Here is an 18,933-nt window from a genome sequence, read left to right on the forward strand (position 1 = left end):
CATGAGAAAGTTATTTTTAGTCCTCTTTTTAGTACCTCTATCCGTTCAACTTTCAGCACAGCAAGTTAAACATGTTATTATCATCAGCATTGATGGGTTCAGGCCTGATTTTTACAGGGAAGACACATGGGCCACGCCAACGCTACATAAAATGGTAGAAGAAGGCGTGTCGGCAGACGGAGTAAGGGGTGTGTTTCCAAGCGTTACCTACCCCTCACACACGACCATTATTACCGGAGCCAAACCATTAAAACATGGGATCTACTACAATTCACCCTTTGAGGCAGAAGGATCAACCGGTAGATGGTACTGGGAAACCAGCCTGATAAAAGTACCCACATTATGGGATGCAGCCGGAAAGGCCGGACTTAAAACAGCCTCTGTTTACTGGCCGGTATCATCAGGAGCGAAAATAGATTACAATATTCCGGAAGTTTGGACTTTGGATACCAATGTGGATCGTGTAGCACCAGTAAGAGCGTTATCCACTCCAAAAGGACTCTTCGAGGAGATTGAATTGAACGCTACCGGAAAACTGGATGCACAGAAACTAAGCAGCGACTTTTCATCAGCCGATGAAAATGGAAGCAGGATGGTGGCTTACCTGATTGGTAAATACAAACCAAACCTGCTTACATTTCACATCTTTGCCGTTGATCATGCAGAGCATAACGATGGGCGGGATGGCGACCACGTACGGACAGCGGTAGCAGGTGCAGACCATGCCGTGAATAATATCCTGGAAGCCATTGAGCAGGCAGGCATAAAGGACAGTACGACTGTTATCGTAACTGGAGATCATGGTTTTGTGAATGTACACACTTCTGTGTCCCCGAATGTTTGGCTAGCACAAAATGGCTTGTATACCAGAACAAACGGGAAGCTGAATTGGAAAGCACAGTTCCATACATCAGGAGCTGCCGCTTTTTTGATGCTCAAGGATCCAAAAGACGTAAAGACGCTGGCACAGGTACAGCAAATACTGAATGCTTTGCCTGAATCTCAGAAGAAGCTGTTCCGTGTTGTAAATCGTGCTGAACTGGACAAAGTGGGCAGTGATCCAAATGCAGCTCTCGCTTTAGCACCTATTGAGGGCATTTCCATGAGTTCTTCCCTAACAGGAAATGCTCTTAAACCGGCTTCTGGTGGTACACATGGTTTCTATCCTGACTTTCAGCATATCCAAACCGGCTTTATTGTGTCTGGCGCAGGAGTCAAAAAGAATGTAACGCTCCCTTTGATCGGTCTTGAAGATATCGCTCCATTGGCAGCTAAACTATTGGGAATTAATTTTGATGCACCCGATGGTATTTTGTACCCGGGAATACTGGTAAAAAAATAACAAATAGTATAAATAGAGAACATCAAAAAACAGGCAGGGTAACTTGTCTGTTTTTTGATGTATACTAGTTTGAGTATACGCGAAATTCTAAATAGGGCATTTGATTGATGAAGTACGGATTTCTTTTATTTTGCATGGTATTCACGATCCCGCATTTACTTGTTGGGCAAACAACGAAAAGTACGTTGTCGGGGATAATCTATGATCAAAATAAAATGTTGGTTCAGGGAGCAATAGTACGCTTGTTTTATCAACCCACCCAAACCCAATACGGTTGTTCCAGTAATGAATCAGGTCGGTTTTATCTGCCCGATTTAAAACCAGGTGGCCTTTACGAGATTGAGGTGATGGCTACGGGATATCCTACCTATCATCAAAAAGATTTTTATCTGCGATTCGATGAACCCGAGCAGATTCAGATTACACTAAAAAACGCTGGAATTGAACTTCCGGAAGTAGTGATCAATTTAGCCATACCGGGTAAAACACAAATAAGCACACAGCAAACCGGACTGTCTACCCAGATCGATCAAAAAATCTTTGGCAGTTTACCTGCTATAAAAAGAAGTATTCAGGATTATGTACGTTTAAATCCGCTCTCATTCGGTCCATCCATTGCAGGGGGAAATTACAGACAGAACTTCATTACCATTGATGGTTCTGAATTTAATAACAACTTTGGTGTAGGCGAAAATTTACCGGGAAACGGAACGCAACCGGTATCACTTGACGCTATTGACCAGCTTTCAGTGAATGTCGCCCCCTTTAATGCCATTTGGGAATCTGGCTTTATCGGAAGTACCATCAATATTATCACCCGGTCGGGGAGTAATAAAACGCAGGCCTCGGCTTACCGGTTTTTTCGTAATCAGAATAGTTACGGGAACCAGGTAGCTGACCAATCTTTTGAAAAAGGAAAAATGTTTTATCATCAGGACGGCATCCGAATAGGAGGGCCTATTCTGCCAAATGAATTATTCTATTTTTTTAGTCTGGAAACAGAAAATGAGCAATATAACCCGCAACCGTATATTGCGGCTACCGCTGAAGCCCCCTATGGACGAAGTACAAACATCTCCAGGCCGCAAGCCACAGAGCTGAATGAGATTGACAGTTACCTACGCAATACCTACCAATATGATCCGGGCAGCTATAGTAATTATGATTTTCAAAATAAGAGTACCAAAATACTGGGAAGAATCGACTGGAACATATCTGCTAATAATACCTTCAGCATCCGATATAACCAATTAAAAAGTCTGCGGCCAGAACTGCTCAACGGATCAAGAAGCCCTTTAACCGCTTTTCCTACCGGGGCAGGCAGAAGAAATAGTAATGCACTGTTCTTTAGTAATTCGAATTTCAGTACACGGTCTAATTTTTATTCTTTTGCTGCGGAATGGAACAAGAAATTAACCGCAAACACCTCAAACACGCTGCGGGCATCTTATACCAAGCAATATGAACCGCGTGTATCCGATAGTAAATCATTCCCATTCGTTGATATTTTGAAAGATGGAGTTCCGTTCACTTCCTTTGGACTGGAGCCTTTTACTTATGGCAACAGCCGGGAGGTAAACTTACTGTCCGTAATGGATTACGTCAATTTCAGCCATACTCGAAATACCTGGTTAGCAGGTGCAAAAATAGATTACAGTCGCACGAGTAACACCTACATGCCCTTTGGAACCGGTTACTATACATTTGCTTCCTGGGATGATTTTGTTACCGGACAAAAACCAATCGACTACGCGCTCACTTATTCCACCGATCCCGAAATCAAACAGCCTGTTTATAGTTTCAAATATGCAAATCTGGCTATTTTCGCACAGAACAGCATTATGCTGGGTAAGCGCTCCAGTCTTACTGCAGGTATCCGTGTGGATCTACCCTGGTATCCAAAATCACTGGCAGAGAACACAAATCTATCTGCACTCACTTTTGCTGAAGGCGAGCAAGTGCATACCTCTCAATTACCGCAGCCGTCCCTACTTATATCCCCGAGAATTGGTATTTCCATTAATATGAACGAGAGTGGGACATTCAGGCTAAGAGGAGGGACAGGCATCTTTACCGGGAGGATTCCCTTTGTGTGGATCATCAGTCAGGCCCGCTATTCCGGTTTATCGCAAATTACACAAACCTGGCAGGGAAAGGAGAACACACCCGGTTCATTCAATCCCGATCCAACAGCCTATGTGCCTGCCGATCTGACTGCCCAAAGCTCAAAATTACCCTCAATAACCAGTGTAATAGCTAAAGACTTTAAAATGCCTCAAACCTGGAAAAGCAGTGCCGGTCTTGATTTGCTGCTCGCTACAGGCTTAACGTTGAAAGTAGATGTGCTTTATAATAAATATATACATGCCATTATTTTTAAGGATATCAATCTCGAAGCCCCTCAGTATTTAAATATCAGCGGTTATCCCGATAACAGGCAGGTATATCAAGCTGACATTAAAGATCGGTTTATCAATACGCTGAATAGTTCAGGCTTAGCGGATGGAAATGGAAATGCGCAGTTGAATGTGGTAAAAGTAGGCAATCAATCAAAGGGCTATTACTGGTCAATAACGGAGCAGATTGAGAAAAAAATCTCTAATACCCTTTTATTTTCAGTTGCCTATAGCGCCAGTATGGCAAAGAATTTAAACGATGGAGATGGCGACCAAACCCTTTCGGCTTTAAATGCCACGGCCAGTGTAAATGGAAATAACCAAACCCAACTAAGCTATGCCGGTTATGTAATTCCCCGAAGGATAGTGGCTTTCTTCAATTATCATCAAGTATATCTAAAGAAGTTCAAAGTCGGTGCCGCGTTAGTATACCAGGGAACTTATGATGGGCGGTTTTCTTATACCTATTCCCGTGATTTTATTCATGACGGTGCGAACAAGGCTTTGATTTATGTCCCTAAAGATCCTTCCGAAATTACATTTGTCGATTTAACGATCAATCAACCAACGCAAGTGACTTATTCGGCGTCACAGCAAAGTGAGGCTTTCTTTAAATACATCGATCAGGATAAATACCTGAGTTCCCGCAAAGGAAAATATGCAGAACGCAATGGCGCATTACTGCCATGGCGCAATCAGTGGGATCTGAAGCTGACACATGATTTTATGTTAACTAATCGCAAAGCGCAGCAGTCTATCCAGTTGTCATGGGACGTTTTGAATGTGGGTAATTTGCTGAATCCGGATTGGGGATTGAAAAAAATGGTCCAGACCAGCGCCCTATTGGTTCCTGCCAATTTAGGCTCAGTGGTGCCCAATGGCACCGTTAAACCTACATTTCAATTGGCAACAACGAGTGGCAACCTGATTACTAAAACTTTTGTAAATGATATCAGTAGTAATTCAACCTACGTGATGCAATTTGGAATCAGGTATATCTTTAATTAATACAGTCCGAATAAAACCATGTAATTGTTCAATACCATCTCTTTATTGAATGATACCTGTTTCAACGCTATTAGAACCTGCCATGAAAGCAGGATCTAATAGCGTTGCCGTGTCCTGTCTGCCTTCTTAATTGCTTCTACTTCCCTTGGTTGTTCGCCTGGAGAGGGCGGACCAAGGGTGATGCAACGAACAAATAGCGAAGCACCGTTCTAAGCCCTATGCATAAAATTCGTTCCTGTCTTCAATGCCATTAGGATTACCTGATCAGTTTTGAGGATTATTCCTTTTAACAGGAATGGGGATAGTATGACGTCGTAAATTACCCGTGTAAATGGCGTGTATACACCGTAAGTATTTAGCTTTAACACTTTACCTTAGTGAAAGATTCTCTTACAAACAACTGCCGACATGAACCCAAAAAAGATTTGGTCAAATTTAACGACAAATGACCTGGACAGAACAACGAAATTTTATACGGCACTGGGATTTAAGTCTAACGGGAGATCTGAGGATCTGACCAGCTTTTTGGTAGGTCAGGATGATTTTGTCATACACTTTTTCCTAACAGATAAGCTGAAAGAGAACGTGGAAATTGAAATATCAGATGCGCACATCGCAAACGAAATTATATTTACCCTTTCAGCAGAAACCAAAGATGAGGTGAACAATTGGGCGAAAGAAGTGCTGAATGCCGGAGGGGAAATCATTTCAAAACCTAAAGAGTTTGGAGAAGGTTATTACGGTTTTGTATTCGCTGATCCGGATGGACATAAGTTCAACGTGTTTTATATGTAGATATGTCCAGCTAAGTGGCCAACACCCTTTTTAGTCATATATGGTAAAATCCTACCGTATCTGAGAAGATTTAAGAAGATTTCGACTGACAATCGTTCCTTTTATTCTGTCCTAGTAAGTTTGTTTCAACAGGAAGATCAATACATGATGCTTTCTGAACAAACTTTATTTAGAAACTATGGCAAGAATTAAGAATGGCGCGAATGGTGCCTTTTCAGGAAAAGTAGGAAGTGTAGTGGGAAGTAACTGGCGCGACGTCGATTACATCAGGGGAATCTCTAAACGGTCATCACGAAAGCCAACAGATAAGCAGAGCGAGGTTCGTCGAAATTTTGGCTTGTTAGCGGAGTTTTTAGCATCGCTCAGGCCGGTGATTGATCAGGGATTTAAAAATCAGGATACAAGAAAGGCAACTGCACAGAATCTGGCGATCCAGGCAAACTATCCGGTATTTGAAAATCTTGAAGAAGATTCCCTGCCCGATTATGCAAAGGTCATTTTGAGCAAAGGGAAGTTGGTAGGTAAGCCAGCCGGGTGCATGCTGTCGGCATCGGAGCAAGGTGTCATGTGGATTACATGGGAAATGTATGGGTATTCGGCCATTGAAAGGGGAGTGGATCAGGCAACAATTGTGTTGTACTGTCCTTCTTTAGCAGCGTCCATTGTTTTAGCGGATCAATATCTCCGTCAGGATCAAAAGGCGGAAATAGTTCTTCCTGGAAATTGGGTTGACCAATCCATATGTGTTTATATGTTCATGACTTCTATGGAGGATAAAAATTCGGACTCTGTATTTGTTGGATTTTTTAACAACTAGATCATGGCCATTATTGAAAGTAATCGGATTTCAGGCTTACTGGGGAATTTGGTATATTATATTGATCGTTCCGGAAAGCAGCGTACGCGTAAACGTCCTGTTTTTACAGTCAGTCCTAGTGATAAGCAATTAGGTACCAGGCTAAAGTTTAAGATGGCAATGAATTTTCTAAATCCTCTTCGTGCATTGATTAATAAGTCCTGGCATGGAGATTTGCGCAGGGGTATTATGTCCTATGACGCTGCCCTGGGTACTATGATTAAACAAGCTATTGATGGCGAATATCCGGATTTGTGTATCACTTATTCTAAGGTGCAGATAAGTCGGGGAATAATGGATGGGCCAATCAATCTTACTTTGGAGATAATGGGCGATGAGGCTGTGGTGACCTGGGAGATTCTTCCGGTTATAAGTAAAGCTTCTTCACCTGATGATATTTTGATGTTTGTGCTGGTAAATGAGAGTAAGGAAATTACGATGCTATTTGAACAAAAGGCCTTGCGGGGAGATTTGAGTTTAAAGCTGGCACTTCCTGCTACGTTTGGCAATGATGCGTTACATGGATTCTTCTTTTTCTCAAACCATAACTTTAAGGAAGCATCAGCAACTACTTATTTGAAGTATAGGAAGACGTTATAGTAAATGATGATGAACTCTATTCACTCGAAACCTTTACTTATTTCTTGTAAAAACGTCATTAATAAGCTTGTATTAAAACTTCAGCAGGGATTTTAAGTACATCTGTTAACTTTCGAATCATAGAAAGGCTGAGTTTTCTTTTCCCTGAAAGAACTTCAGACTTTCTTGAACGTGTACCTAATAGTTCACTTAGCTCGTTTTCAGATAAGTTCATCTGCTCCATCCGAAACTTTATAGCTTCTATTGGATTTGGATAAGAAACAGGATAATGTATTAATTCATATTCCTTAACTAATAGGCTTAATACTTCTAATTCATCGGAAGCCGCTGAACCTTCTGCGATATCAGTTTGCATTAACTCATACACATGAGCCAGAGCATTATCATATTCTTTCGTTGATTTAATTGGTTTTAACATAACTGACTGTCTTTACATTTATTTTATCATATTGATTATGCGAGCCAAACCAAACTACAAACACGATTTTTAAGCGGTATTCTATATCTACAATTAAGCGGTAGCTATTGCCGTGTATATTAAATACAACTCTTTTTTCATTGATGATAGACGCGTTTTTATATTGAGCTTTCAACTCATTTGGATTATTCCATGATGCATAAACGGCTTCTTCATGCCAACTTAATAATGCCTGTTCTGCTTGATTGAATTCCTGAATATAATCTTTTAGCGTTTTCATTGCTATCACCCGCATATTTAACAAATATACTAATATGTTCCCAAAACGGGAACGGAATAATGTATTTTATTTTGCAGTTTGATTGATTTTCTTTACTCGTAAATAAAGTGGTTGTTGCTAAGTGGTCTGAATTTTATTCAATCAAAGGTCTTTCCTTGAAATTGTATCAATCCCCTGTATGATTGAGTATTGACATTATCTTAACTGTGTATTAAATTTGTTATATACGTTGAGTCTAACTTGCTCTTTTAGTAGTCTTTACATTCCTTTTTTCATTAAGAACGATTACTTAAACTATTTTTTAATCTTTCACCTCAAGCACTTAATTAATTATGAAAAAGTTATTCTTAATTCTTTTAGCTGGAACATTGTTTTCCTGCAGCAACAAGCAAAAAGCCGCTGATGGGGCAATGGGAGACACTTCTGCAAATGCGGAACAAGATTATCCTTATTCCATTAAACATCCTGATAATTGGGAAGTGGGTAGTACAGCCAATACGCTGATTGCGTTAAAAGCACTAAAGGCCTGGGAAAATGGAAAAATGGATGAATCAACTAGTTATTTTGGTGACACCGTGCACGTTGAGTTTGATGCATTAGATGAAAAAATGCCAAGAGATAGTGTGAAGGCAATGTTTAATGTAGGATGGAATATGTTTAAAACTGTGAACATAAAAATGTACGATTGGGAGTCCGTAGTATCAAAAGATAAATCAGAGGAATGGGTAACCGTTTGGTACACACAGAACTGGGAAACAAAAAAAGGAGTTAAGGATTCATTAGCTGTTATTAATGATCTTCAGCTAAAAGACGGTAAAATTATCAGGTTAAGCGAATATACGCGGAAGCTTCATTAAATAAAGAGCTGTTGTAGATTTATTAACGCGTTATTTCCTTAAAAGTCCGACACGAGTTAAACGGATTTGTCTGATTGTTTTTTGTTGGATATAGCGGTTATGGAGTACCATGCCGCCTAGAATTCCTATGAGGCTGCCGATCACAATATCAAGCGCACGAGCCTGCACCAGTCCATTGCTATTAAAGACTACAACACCGCGGCCTAGTTCAGCCAGGAATATGGATAATGGGGTGAAAAATATGGCTGCAAGACCGTAATGCCTCACTACAAGCATTTCAATGATGAATTGCAGGATTAATATGATGATACAGATCTCTAATAGGGAGAAGTTGAACTGGATCAGGATCCAGGTAAAGCCTATCCCTATTAATGTTCCGGTAATCCGGTGAATACTCCGTTGCCATACGTGCGTAACGCTGACACCCTGCATGATGGCACAACAGGAAACCGGGATCCAGTAGGGGTTGTCAAAGTTGAAATAGTGCCCAACGAGTAAGGAAAGCGTGATGAAGATGCCTATGATAGCAGATTCGGTGAGATTGGCGTAATCTTGTTTCCTGATAGAAGGTTTGAGTACTTGTTTATGGAGTTTTTTGGTGATGTATAAGCTGTAGAAGAAGGCGAGGACGCAGGCCAGAATTGTGCCGGCAGCAATCAAACCTATTTTTGTCGGGACACTAACCAGGTCAAAGGGCATACAACTAGCCATAGATGCAATCATGATGAAAAAGAAGCTTCCCGGGGGATGCATTTTGAAATAACTGGTTACCCAGTTGAGGCCAAAAGCGAATAGTCCTAGAATACCAGCTGAAAGATAGGGGTTAAAGCTGAAGCTGATTCCGACGGCAAAGCTGATGATAAAACCGAAAGAGCAAAGCATTAAAGTTAACATCCGATTTTCGAGGTTGGTGGATGGCATGTATAATATGACTAAACCTCCAAGGCATGATAATACGCCAAAGTCAATATGGCCTGTGTAATAGCCGATTAGTAGGGGGAGTCCTGTGCAAAGTGAAGCCAATACCGGGATATGCCAGAGCCGCTCTGTCTTTTTGAGTGTGAATAATAGGTTGAGCTCTCGAATGAGTATCGTTTTAAAATCTTCTGGCATATGGGATGTTACGTTGTCTGGAATGCACTGCTCGTACTTTGCGGTATGCGTTCTGTGTTGGTACAAATGTACGACAGTTCAATTTACACTTCCTATTAATGTGCATTCAATTTCTCTTATTGCTTAATTCTAACGAAATTGGGCAGGAACTTATCGAGATGAAAAAATTAGTCATATTAACAGGTGCCGGCATAAGTGCTGAAAGTGGATTAAAAACTTTTAGGGATTCTGACGGTCTTTGGGAAGGTTATAATGTGGAAGAGGTTTGTACTGCGGATGCCTGGCGACGTAATCCGGTTTTGGTTCAGACGTTTTATAATGACAGGCGGAAGGCGATAATTGATGCCTGGCCTAATGCTGCACATATTGCGTTAGCTCGTTTGCAGGAAAAATACGATGTTCAAATTATTACTCAAAACATAGATGATTTGCATGAAAGGGCAGGGTCGAAATCTGTGACGCATTTGCATGGGTTGATTACCAGGTCACAGTCTAGTTTAAATTCTGCAAAAACATATCCGTTGGATGGTTGGGAGATTAAAATGGGTGATGTTGGTGAGGATGGCTCTCAGCTAAGACCGCACGTGGTGTTCTTTGGGGAGGCTGTTCCGATGCTGGAGAAGGCAATTGAGATTTGTGCTCAGGCAGATATTTTTGCTGTTATTGGAACTAGTTTGGTGGTTTATCCGGCTGCCGGGTTAGTTGATTATGTGCCAAAGGGGATTGTTAAGTATATTGTTGATCCTAATGTTCCGCTTGGGAAGGGGAAGGGGTTTATTGTTATTCAGGAGAAGGCAACTGTGGGGGTGGTTGAGATGGTGAGGGAGTTGATGGGGGAGATTACTTTGCAATGATGCAAATCAAAATAGCTACATTCTTATCACCCAATTAATCAGCATGATGTAAATTATTTTATTAAAGATTGTTAAATAAGATCTCCATGTAGCAATAGCAATGTAACAATAGTTTGTGATAGTCGAATTGAAATAAGAATCTAAAACTAATGATGTCACATGCTTTTAGTATTAGATTTCAATATTCTTGCCTTTCAATAAAAAAGTGTTAAATAAGGGGATTAAATTTAAGTTTATTTGAAAGAAGGATATTAAATTTAATTTTGCCGACTTTGAGTAAAAGTCCATTTTATAAGTACATTCGTACTAGATTTAGATAGAAACATAAAGCGCTTTAAATTCCTACCGATTCATGGAGATAAGAGAAATATTTGAAAATTTGATTAAAATAGAAGCAAAAGTAATGTCTATTGAAAGTCTTTTTAATAATCCTGATCGAGTAAAGAAAACAAATTATAAACCATTTTATCAAAGAAACTACGTATGGGATGATGAAAAGGCAAGCTATTTTATTGAAAGCATTTTACTCGGGACTGAAATTCCACCGTTGATTTTTTTTCGAAGTAAGGATCACGTAGAAGTTATCGATGGACGCCAGCGTTATCAAACGATTCTGAGATTTAAGAATAATGACTTTAAGTTAAAAAAAATAGGTTTAAGAAAGCTTGAAAATATTGGTATTGCAAATAAGTTATTCAAAGACATCGGCCATAAATACGAAGATTTATTTTGGGATACTAAATTACGAATAATAGAATTTAGCTTCCATACCAAAAGTCCCATTAACGACGAGATCGAAGAAGTCGTAAAAAAGGAAATTTTCAAGAGGTATAATTCCGGAATAACTCCATTGAAGCAACCGGAGATTGATAAAGCTATTTATTTTGAAGATGATCTAAACACCTTTATTAAAGGAAAATTGAAATCAGACCAAGTACTATACAATGACATATCAAGGCTCTTACATTTCGAAAAGACAAATACAGAAATAATTCTGAAGAAAATCAGGCAACTTCTAGTACAACATCAAATCCCTATAAAATACTACGCAGTAAAAAAAGATACGGTTATATCAAAATATTATGAATTTCTCTTTTCAAAAATCACTGAGGAAGAAATACAAAGTCTATTCAATAGCTTTATAGAGAAGATCAATTTACTTAAGAAAATTAAGTACATGATTGATAACCAAATGTTAACCTATAATAGGCTAATGTCAGAATGCTTGTTTTGGGCTTTTTCGATAATGGAAGCTGAAGGACTATTATTAACATCATTGAATAAAGATATTCTTAAAGAACTTGTTTACTACATTAAAGAGCATATGGAAGCCTTCGAAATGGATCGGAGTTCGTTTTCAAAGGAGCTTCATAATAGATATCTTATAACTTCAGATTTTTTTTCCGGTAAATTCGACATAAATTTTAATATTTACTTGCAAACTAGTTCTGACTTTAAAGAAAAAGATAAACATATAAGTTTAGCCGAAGAAGAAGGTGTTAGCTTTGATGAACTAAGAATAAATAAACCAGAGCCTTCCACTACCGCAATTTTAGACATATGCCGGCAGATGACAAGACAGAGATTTTTGATTCGCCCCCCCTACCAAAGAAATGAGGTTATAAATAAAAAGAAATCCTCATCAATTATTGAAAGTATATTGCTCGGTATAAAATTACCTCCAATTTTTGTTTATAAAAGAGAAGATGATATTTCGGAAGTACTTGATGGCCAGCAAAGATTGCTATCGATTTTGGGATTTATTGGCAAACCTTATTTGGATGAGAATAATAAAACCAGAAACTCTGATAAAAATGGTTATTCTCTTAGTTTAAAAAATGGAATCTTAAAGAATTTACATGGAGACACGTTTGAACAGCTTAGTCAGGAAGAGAAAGATAAAATTATAAATTATGACTTATGGATAATCGAAATTAGTCAAAAAAACAATTCTAATTTCGAGCCTATAGACTTATTTATCCGTTTAAATAATAAACCATATCCGATAAAGGAAGACACATTTGAAATGTGGAACTCCTACATTTCTCGTGATATAGTGCAAACTATAAAAACTATTTATAGAAACAATAAAGACTGGTTTTATTTTAGAAAAAATAACTCTAGGATGGAAAATGAGAATATTTATACCGCACTCGCTTTTTTGCAATTTAGATCAAACTCTACTGATGACGGGAATGTCACGAAAGATCTAGATATATATAGAATTGTGGACAAAATTAATCTTCGTCTGAAATCTAAAAACGAGATCACCAAAGTATTAGAAGATAGTGAATTCAAAGATGAGTTTATAACTGCTAGTGACGATTTAGAGTTTAACTTTCTAAAAACACTAAAGGAACTTATTTCAGACGGACCTGATACTCCTAATATTAACCTTAATAAAAATCTTGATAATATTTTTAACGTCGAGAATGGAAGAAGAACCCAACAGAGTTTCTACGCACTATGGTATTTCTTAAACAATATCCCATTTGAAATTGTAATTCAAGAGAAAAGTGCCATGAGAATAAGGTTGGGGCAACTTTTTAAATACATGTCTGGGATTGAAAGTAAAAAAGCTTTTGATGAAATGGTAGAAAAGTTCAATTTTGATTTTTCTTCAAGAAGCGATCGTCCGTTAAATTTTAATACTGGCAAATTAATTGAATATGTTGCATTTGGAAATGTAACTATCTCATTTCAAGGTGTTAATCCTGTAATGTCAACAAAGAATAATGCTTTTGAAAATACTGAAGATTTTGCTCTATTAAATAAAGTTAGATTTCAAAATCTTAAGCTAGTCGTCGAAGAATTTGTTAATGTGACTTTAGAAGAGAAAGAGATTTTGCATGAATTCTCAGAGCAAAAAGGCAAAATTCTAGTTAGTAAAAATGCTAATCAACCTGGACGATTAACTGCAGCTTATTATGATGGTAAGGGAATCTTTACAAGTTACATTTTGTGTGTATCTGCGGTTCGTTACGGCTTTGCGGCCAAATACTTGATAGCAATAATCAGTAGTAGATATACTTATAATAAACTAGGAAAATATTTTGTCTTTTTGAATCAAAATGAGTCAAGACAGCTTTCATTGACTCAGCTACGGGAAATTCCCGTGCCAAGGATTTCGTCCATAAAACAAAGACCATTCATCATTATCGTTGACTATATGCTTGTAAGTGATATTAGGATTCAAGTGTATTTGTTCTTTCAACGAATTCTTGATGCTATGGTATATGAGTTGTTCCTAGGGGATACTTTGAAGGAAGCAAATGCAGATTTGTTACAATATTTAGTACATCTTCCTGAATTAAAAAATGACGAGCAAAGTAATAAGGAAATGGTAGAATCTGTTTATAATTCGCTAAGTAGTGTTGATCATCCAGTGAGTGCTTCTTTGTTGAAAATACTTAATATCAATGAAATTATTTTGATAGAAGCCATATAATGATAACTCCTTTAGTATCGTTTAATATAATAAAACGAATTACGTCGATCGCAATTAATAATTTTAGGGGATACTATGGTAAATATGATGTCATAGAGCTTACTCAAGGTCAAAACCTATTAATTTATGGCGAAAATGGAAGTGGTAAAAGCTCCCTTTTTAAGGCACTAAATGATTATTTTTCAAGTTCAAGAAATACTTCTGTCAGTTATGTAAAGAATCGTCATGATACCATGAACGATGGGCAGATCAGATTGTCTTTCGGTGAGTTTGATTCTAACTTCAAAAAGTTACCTATACCGAATCAGCTATTTCAGTTCGGAAGTTTATTGAGCAATCATAAAATTCCCTTTATTCAAAATGCAGCCTTAACAAAGGGATTCTTGGATTATACTGATTTATTAAATGTGTATTTACATGATGAGGAAGAGCCTAACTTATTTAAGTTGATTGTACTTAAGCTCTTGGGAAACCACATTCCGATTAGTTCTGGTGGGAATTTTCGATTTGGTGAAAGATGGATAAAGCTGCAAAGAAATTTAACGAAGGATGCTTATACAAGGAATGATCGATGCCATCGGGATGCGCTTGATGAATTACCTATTTTTCAAGCTCACTTAACTAACACATTAAATGAAGTTTTTGTTGAACTAAATAGATTATTAACGTCATATTTTCCTGATCTTAAGATCAGACTGAGCTTCAACTTAAAAGACCTAGAATTCAATTACGGAACAAAAAGGAACTGGCATACAACTGCTGATCTTAGACTGAAGATCACAAAAGATGAAATTCTAATTACAGGCAATTATCGTGACTATTTAAATGAAGCTCGATTATCTGCATTTGCTATTTGTTTATATCTCGCATCATTAAAAAAAAATCCTTCAAATTTGGAATTGAAGATTTTGTATTTAGACGATGTCTTTGTTGGGCTTGATGCTGGCAACCGCTTACCTATATTGAGTATATTGCTTGAAGAATTTTCAGATTATCAGATTTTCATTTCTACTTACGATAGACACTGGTTTGAACTTGCCAACCGATTTTTTGAAATTAATAGGCCAAACAAATGGATAACGGTTGAGATGTATGTAGGTTCTGACCATGTCAACAATAATGAAATCACAAAGCCGATTATTATAGTTGGAGAAACCAATTATCAGAAAGCAGTCGGGTTTCTACACAATAGAACAAAGCCTGACTACCCTGCAGCTGCAAACTATTTTAGAAAGGCTTTGGAACAACTAATTACTGATTATCTTCCTAAGTGGGAATTGGCTGACTCAGACTTCGTTCAAATCCCTGCTTTTCAATTAACCACTTTGGTGCATAGAACTAGGGATTTCTTAAATAGATCAGGAACGGACACTACATCCATTACGAAAATCATTAGTTTGTTACATGCCTTGTTGCACCCATTATCTCATTTTGAGATATCATCGCCTATTTATAAGGCAGAATTGATATTAATAGAAGGTAATTATTCAAGATTGAAAGAGTTATTGATAGACATGCAAATTAGCGAAAATTACAGGTGTTGTCTAGAACAAGGTACTAGAATACGAATGACCATTGCGATTGATTCAACTTCAAACCATTTCGCTTATTATGATTTAATAATAAAAGATTCAATAACAATTCAATATGTAGCTGAATCTACACCTATAATGTGCTCTTGTCGGTGTTATACTGAAAGGTGTTCAGGAGTAAATGGTACTAAACAATATGTAACTTTCAATCCAAAGAAAACTGATCCGACTTTTAATTACGACTCTTTAGAAATTGCGTACAATAAAGTCCATGAATACCTATGCTCTGTTTATACCCCATTTCCCAAATTACTTAATTATATTGACTCAATGGAATATCATGAAGGTATCAATTGGGTGCCATTGAGTGCACGTATTGTTTGGGAATAAAAAATTGGGGCACTTAAATTTGCACCATTCAAGAGACTGTAAAGTGAAGCTCTGAATACCGAATACTGAACCCTAAATAGAATCTTAAATCAATCATAAGTCGATTTAAGTATATACCTTTAGCAACTTGCGATAATATCTTAAACTTTATTAAATAATCTATGGCATTAAGTTGGAATGAAATTAATGATAGAGCGTTTGCTTTTTCCAAAGAATGGGCGGGTACATCTAATGAAGAAGCAGATGCCAAACCATTTTTAGACGCTTTTTTTTATGTTTTTGGAGTATATCGCAATCGTGTAAGTTTTTTTGAACATAGAGTTAAAAAGCTTGATAATTCAAACGGTTATATTGATTTACTTTGGAAAGGTGTTATCGTTATCGAAATGAAAAGCCTTGGTAAAAATCTTGATAAGGCTTTTATTCAGGCTAAAGAATATATTCATGGGCTTAAAGAGCATGAAGTTCCCAAATATGTATTAGTTTCAGATTTTAATACCTTCAGGTTATTTGACACCGAAGAAGACAAAACTATCGAATTCATTTTGGCAGATTTTGTGAGTCATGTAAAGCATTTTGGATTTATTGCAGGCTATCAGAAACATGTCTATAAGGAACAAGATCCGGTAAACATCAAAGCTGCTGAATTAATGGGCAAACTGCATGATAAACTTAAATTTATTGGATATGATGGTCATCCTTTAGAGGTCTATTTGGTTAGGTTATTATTTTGTCTATTTGCAGATGATACTACCATTTTTGATAAAGATATATTTAAAGAATTTATAGAGTTTCGAACAACTGCGGACGGCAGTGACCTTGCAGCTAAATTGAGTGAACTGTTTTTTATTCTTAATACACCAATAGAGAACAGGCTTAAAATAGTTGATGAATCGTTAAATGCTTTCCCTTATGTAAATGGAAAATTGTTTGAAGAACCTTTGCCTCATGCTGCTTTTGATAGTCAAATGCGTACAATATTAATAGAATGTTGTGGGCTAAATTGGGGGGCTATCTCTCCTGCAATCTTCGGATCAATGTTTCAAAGTGTAATGAATCCAATTGAACGCAGAAATCTGGGGGCGCATTACACAAGTGAAAAAAATATTTTAAAACTGATCAAGCCGCTATTTCTAGATGAATTATATATCGAATTTGAGACCGTTAAATTAAGCAAGAACAAGTTAAACGAATTTCATAAAAAAATCAGCACTTTAAAATTTCTTGATCCAGCTTGTGGCTGTGGGAACTTTTTGGTGATTACTTATAGAGAATTACGGTTGTTAGAACTTTTAATTTTAAGATGCTTATATAAAAACCAGTTAGCAACTAGCATAGAATCAATTGTTTGGTTGAATGTTGATATGATGTATGGCATAGAATATGAGGAATTCCCTGCGAGAATAGCTGAAGTTGCGATGTGGCTTATTGACCATCAAATGAATATGGCCATAAGTAATGAATTTGGAAGCTACTTTATTCGTTTACCTTTAAAGAAAGCTGCAAATATTATCAATAAAGATGCATTAGCCTTTAACTGGCAAGAGTTGGTATCTAATGAAGAATTAGATTATATTTTAGGCAATCCTCCTTTTATTGGTTCTAAAATAATGAAGCCTTTTCAGAGGGAACAAATTGCCAGCGAGTTTGACCACAAACAAGGAAGTGGTGTTTTGGATTACGTTACAGGTTGGTACCTTAAGGCGGCAAAGTACATTCAAAATACCAAAATAAAGGTTGGGTTTGTTTCAACAAACTCAATTGTTCAAGGGGAGCAACCTGGAATACTTTGGAGTCAAATGTCTAAATATAATACAAAGATTTTATTTGCACATAAAACCTTCAAATGGCAAAATGAAGCAAAAGGAAATGCAGCGGTATTTTGTGTGATAATATGTTTTGCGAATTATGATAGCAACAATAAAATTATATATGAGTACGATGACATCAGAGGCGAACCACATGAAGTACATGTGAAAAATATCAATCCATATTTGGTTGATGCTAAAGACACTTTACTTTTCAAACGAAGAAGACCATTATGTAATGTACCTGAGATTTCATTTGGAAATATGCCTAATGATGGTGGTTTTTTTTATTTACAGATGAGGAAAAGGTCGACTTTCTTATACTTGAACCTGAAGCAAAAAATTACCTCAGGGAATTAGTAAGTGCACATGAGTTTTTGAATGGTTATAAACGATGGTGTCTTTGGTTAGTGGATATAGACCCGAATAAATTACAAGAACTCAAAGAGATTGAGAAAAGGGTCAAAAAAGTGAAAAATATTAGAAGTGAAAGTACGAGGGTCACTACGCAAAAATTAGCGGACTATCCACAATTATTTGGTGAGATTAGGCAACCTAAATCCAATTACATTTTGATTCCAAGACATTCTTCTGAAAACCGCAAATACATTCCTTTAGGTTTTTTAACCCCAGATTTTATAGTAAGTGATAGCTGTCTTTCTATTGATAATGCCTCTATTTATCATTTTGGAATACTACATTCAGAAATGCATATGGCTTGGGTAAAATCAACTTGTGGAAGAATAAAAAGTGACTTTCGATATTCAAATGAAATCGTTTATAACAATTTTCCATGGCCGAAAGAAAATGATAAAAATGCAATAGCCATTGAATCTGCCGCTCAACATATTTTAGATGTCAGGCAAGAATTTAGCTCCAATAGTTTATCTAGTTTGTATGATCCTTTAATAATGCCTCCTAAGTTAATTAAGGCCCATAAAGCTCTTGACAAAGCCGTTGATCTAGCTTATCGGAAACAACCTTTCTTAAATGAGGCAAATCGGGTAGTCTATCTTTTTGACTTGTATGAAAAATATTCGGCAGATTTGTTTTCAACAGGTATAATAATTAAAAAAGTTAAGGCATCAAAATTAATATAAACAAAAGACAATATACAAGCCACCTTTGTAATCGGCATCAAGGGATGATCGCAATTATAAATTAAGAGTGTTTTTTTTGTATTTATAGTTGTTTTTTTAATATTCGCGAATGCGAAATTTAGTATTTCTTCTTTAT

At 37.0% G+C, this 18,933-nt stretch carries 14 protein-coding genes; 11 read left to right on the top strand and 3 right to left on the bottom strand.

Going from position 1 to position 18,933, the window contains the following annotated elements:
• The first annotated feature begins 1 nt into the window (after position 1).
• The 5 genes from ADIARSV_RS14010 (at position 2) to ADIARSV_RS14030 (ending at position 6,997) form a co-directional block, all read left to right on the top strand.
• On the top strand, positions 2-1,342 hold the full coding sequence (locus ADIARSV_RS14010) for an alkaline phosphatase family protein (protein ID WP_016196231.1): 1,341 nt from the start codon (positions 2-4) through the stop codon (positions 1,340-1,342).
• 134 nt (positions 1,343-1,476) lie between these two features.
• The gene (locus tag ADIARSV_RS14015) at positions 1,477-4,746 is read left to right on the top strand and encodes a TonB-dependent receptor (RefSeq protein WP_052017025.1); all 3,270 of its coding nucleotides are present in this window, start codon (positions 1,477-1,479) and stop codon (positions 4,744-4,746) included.
• 408 nt (positions 4,747-5,154) lie between these two features.
• Complete coding sequence (locus tag ADIARSV_RS14020) at positions 5,155-5,541, top strand: VOC family protein (protein ID WP_040300130.1); 387 nt, start codon at positions 5,155-5,157, stop codon at positions 5,539-5,541.
• Between the two features lie 178 nt (positions 5,542-5,719).
• A complete protein-coding gene (locus tag ADIARSV_RS14025) occupies positions 5,720-6,358 on the top strand; it encodes a DUF6266 family protein (protein ID WP_016196234.1) in 639 nt (212 codons plus the stop codon).
• Between the two features lie 3 nt (positions 6,359-6,361).
• Positions 6,362-6,997, top strand: a complete 636-nt coding sequence (locus tag ADIARSV_RS14030) for a DUF6266 family protein (RefSeq protein WP_016196235.1) — start codon at positions 6,362-6,364, stop codon at positions 6,995-6,997.
• Between the two features lie 58 nt (positions 6,998-7,055).
• On the opposite strand, the gene ADIARSV_RS14035 is transcribed toward ADIARSV_RS14030, so the two are convergent.
• Together ADIARSV_RS14035 and ADIARSV_RS14040 are read right to left on the bottom strand one after the other, a co-directional pair.
• The gene (locus ADIARSV_RS14035; RefSeq protein WP_016196236.1) at positions 7,056-7,415 is read right to left on the bottom strand and encodes a helix-turn-helix domain-containing protein; all 360 of its coding nucleotides are present in this window, start codon (positions 7,413-7,415) and stop codon (positions 7,056-7,058) included.
• On the bottom strand, positions 7,399-7,695 hold the full coding sequence (locus tag ADIARSV_RS14040) for a type II toxin-antitoxin system HigB family toxin (protein ID WP_235048426.1): 297 nt from the start codon (positions 7,693-7,695) through the stop codon (positions 7,399-7,401). The genes ADIARSV_RS14035 and ADIARSV_RS14040 overlap by 17 nt, the downstream gene beginning before the upstream one ends.
• Before the next feature lie 332 nt (positions 7,696-8,027).
• Between ADIARSV_RS14040 and ADIARSV_RS14045 the strand changes: the two genes are divergently transcribed.
• Entirely contained in the window at positions 8,028-8,552 is a 525-nt protein-coding gene (locus ADIARSV_RS14045) for a hypothetical protein (protein WP_016196238.1), read from the top strand.
• Between the two features lie 30 nt (positions 8,553-8,582).
• On the opposite strand, the gene ADIARSV_RS14050 is transcribed toward ADIARSV_RS14045, so the two are convergent.
• Positions 8,583-9,665, bottom strand: a complete 1,083-nt coding sequence (locus tag ADIARSV_RS14050) for an FUSC family protein (RefSeq protein ID WP_040300133.1) — start codon at positions 9,663-9,665, stop codon at positions 8,583-8,585.
• Between the two features lie 158 nt (positions 9,666-9,823).
• Between ADIARSV_RS14050 and ADIARSV_RS14055 the strand changes: the two genes are divergently transcribed.
• From ADIARSV_RS14055 to ADIARSV_RS22200, 5 genes are all read left to right on the top strand, one after another.
• The gene (locus tag ADIARSV_RS14055; RefSeq protein ID WP_040300153.1) at positions 9,824-10,519 is read left to right on the top strand and encodes an SIR2 family NAD-dependent protein deacylase; all 696 of its coding nucleotides are present in this window, start codon (positions 9,824-9,826) and stop codon (positions 10,517-10,519) included.
• A gap of 352 nt (positions 10,520-10,871) precedes the next feature.
• A complete protein-coding gene (locus ADIARSV_RS14060; protein WP_016196242.1) occupies positions 10,872-13,967 on the top strand; it encodes a DUF262 domain-containing protein in 3,096 nt (1,031 codons plus the stop codon).
• A complete protein-coding gene (locus ADIARSV_RS14065) occupies positions 13,967-15,889 on the top strand; it encodes an AAA family ATPase (protein ID WP_016196243.1) in 1,923 nt (640 codons plus the stop codon). Before ADIARSV_RS14060 ends, ADIARSV_RS14065 begins: the two co-directional genes overlap by 1 nt.
• 161 nt (positions 15,890-16,050) lie before the next feature.
• Positions 16,051-18,057, top strand: coding sequence for a DNA methyltransferase (locus tag ADIARSV_RS14070; RefSeq protein WP_016196244.1), 2,007 nt, complete (start codon positions 16,051-16,053; stop codon positions 18,055-18,057).
• Complete coding sequence (locus ADIARSV_RS22200; RefSeq protein ID WP_316929513.1) at positions 18,018-18,797, top strand: type IIL restriction-modification enzyme MmeI; 780 nt, start codon at positions 18,018-18,020, stop codon at positions 18,795-18,797. Before ADIARSV_RS14070 ends, ADIARSV_RS22200 begins: the two co-directional genes overlap by 40 nt.
• Positions 18,798-18,933 lie beyond the last annotated feature (136 nt).

This window comes from Arcticibacter svalbardensis MN12-7 (genome assembly GCF_000403135.1).
In the GTDB taxonomy this organism is placed as follows: domain Bacteria; phylum Bacteroidota; class Bacteroidia; order Sphingobacteriales; family Sphingobacteriaceae; genus Arcticibacter; species Arcticibacter svalbardensis.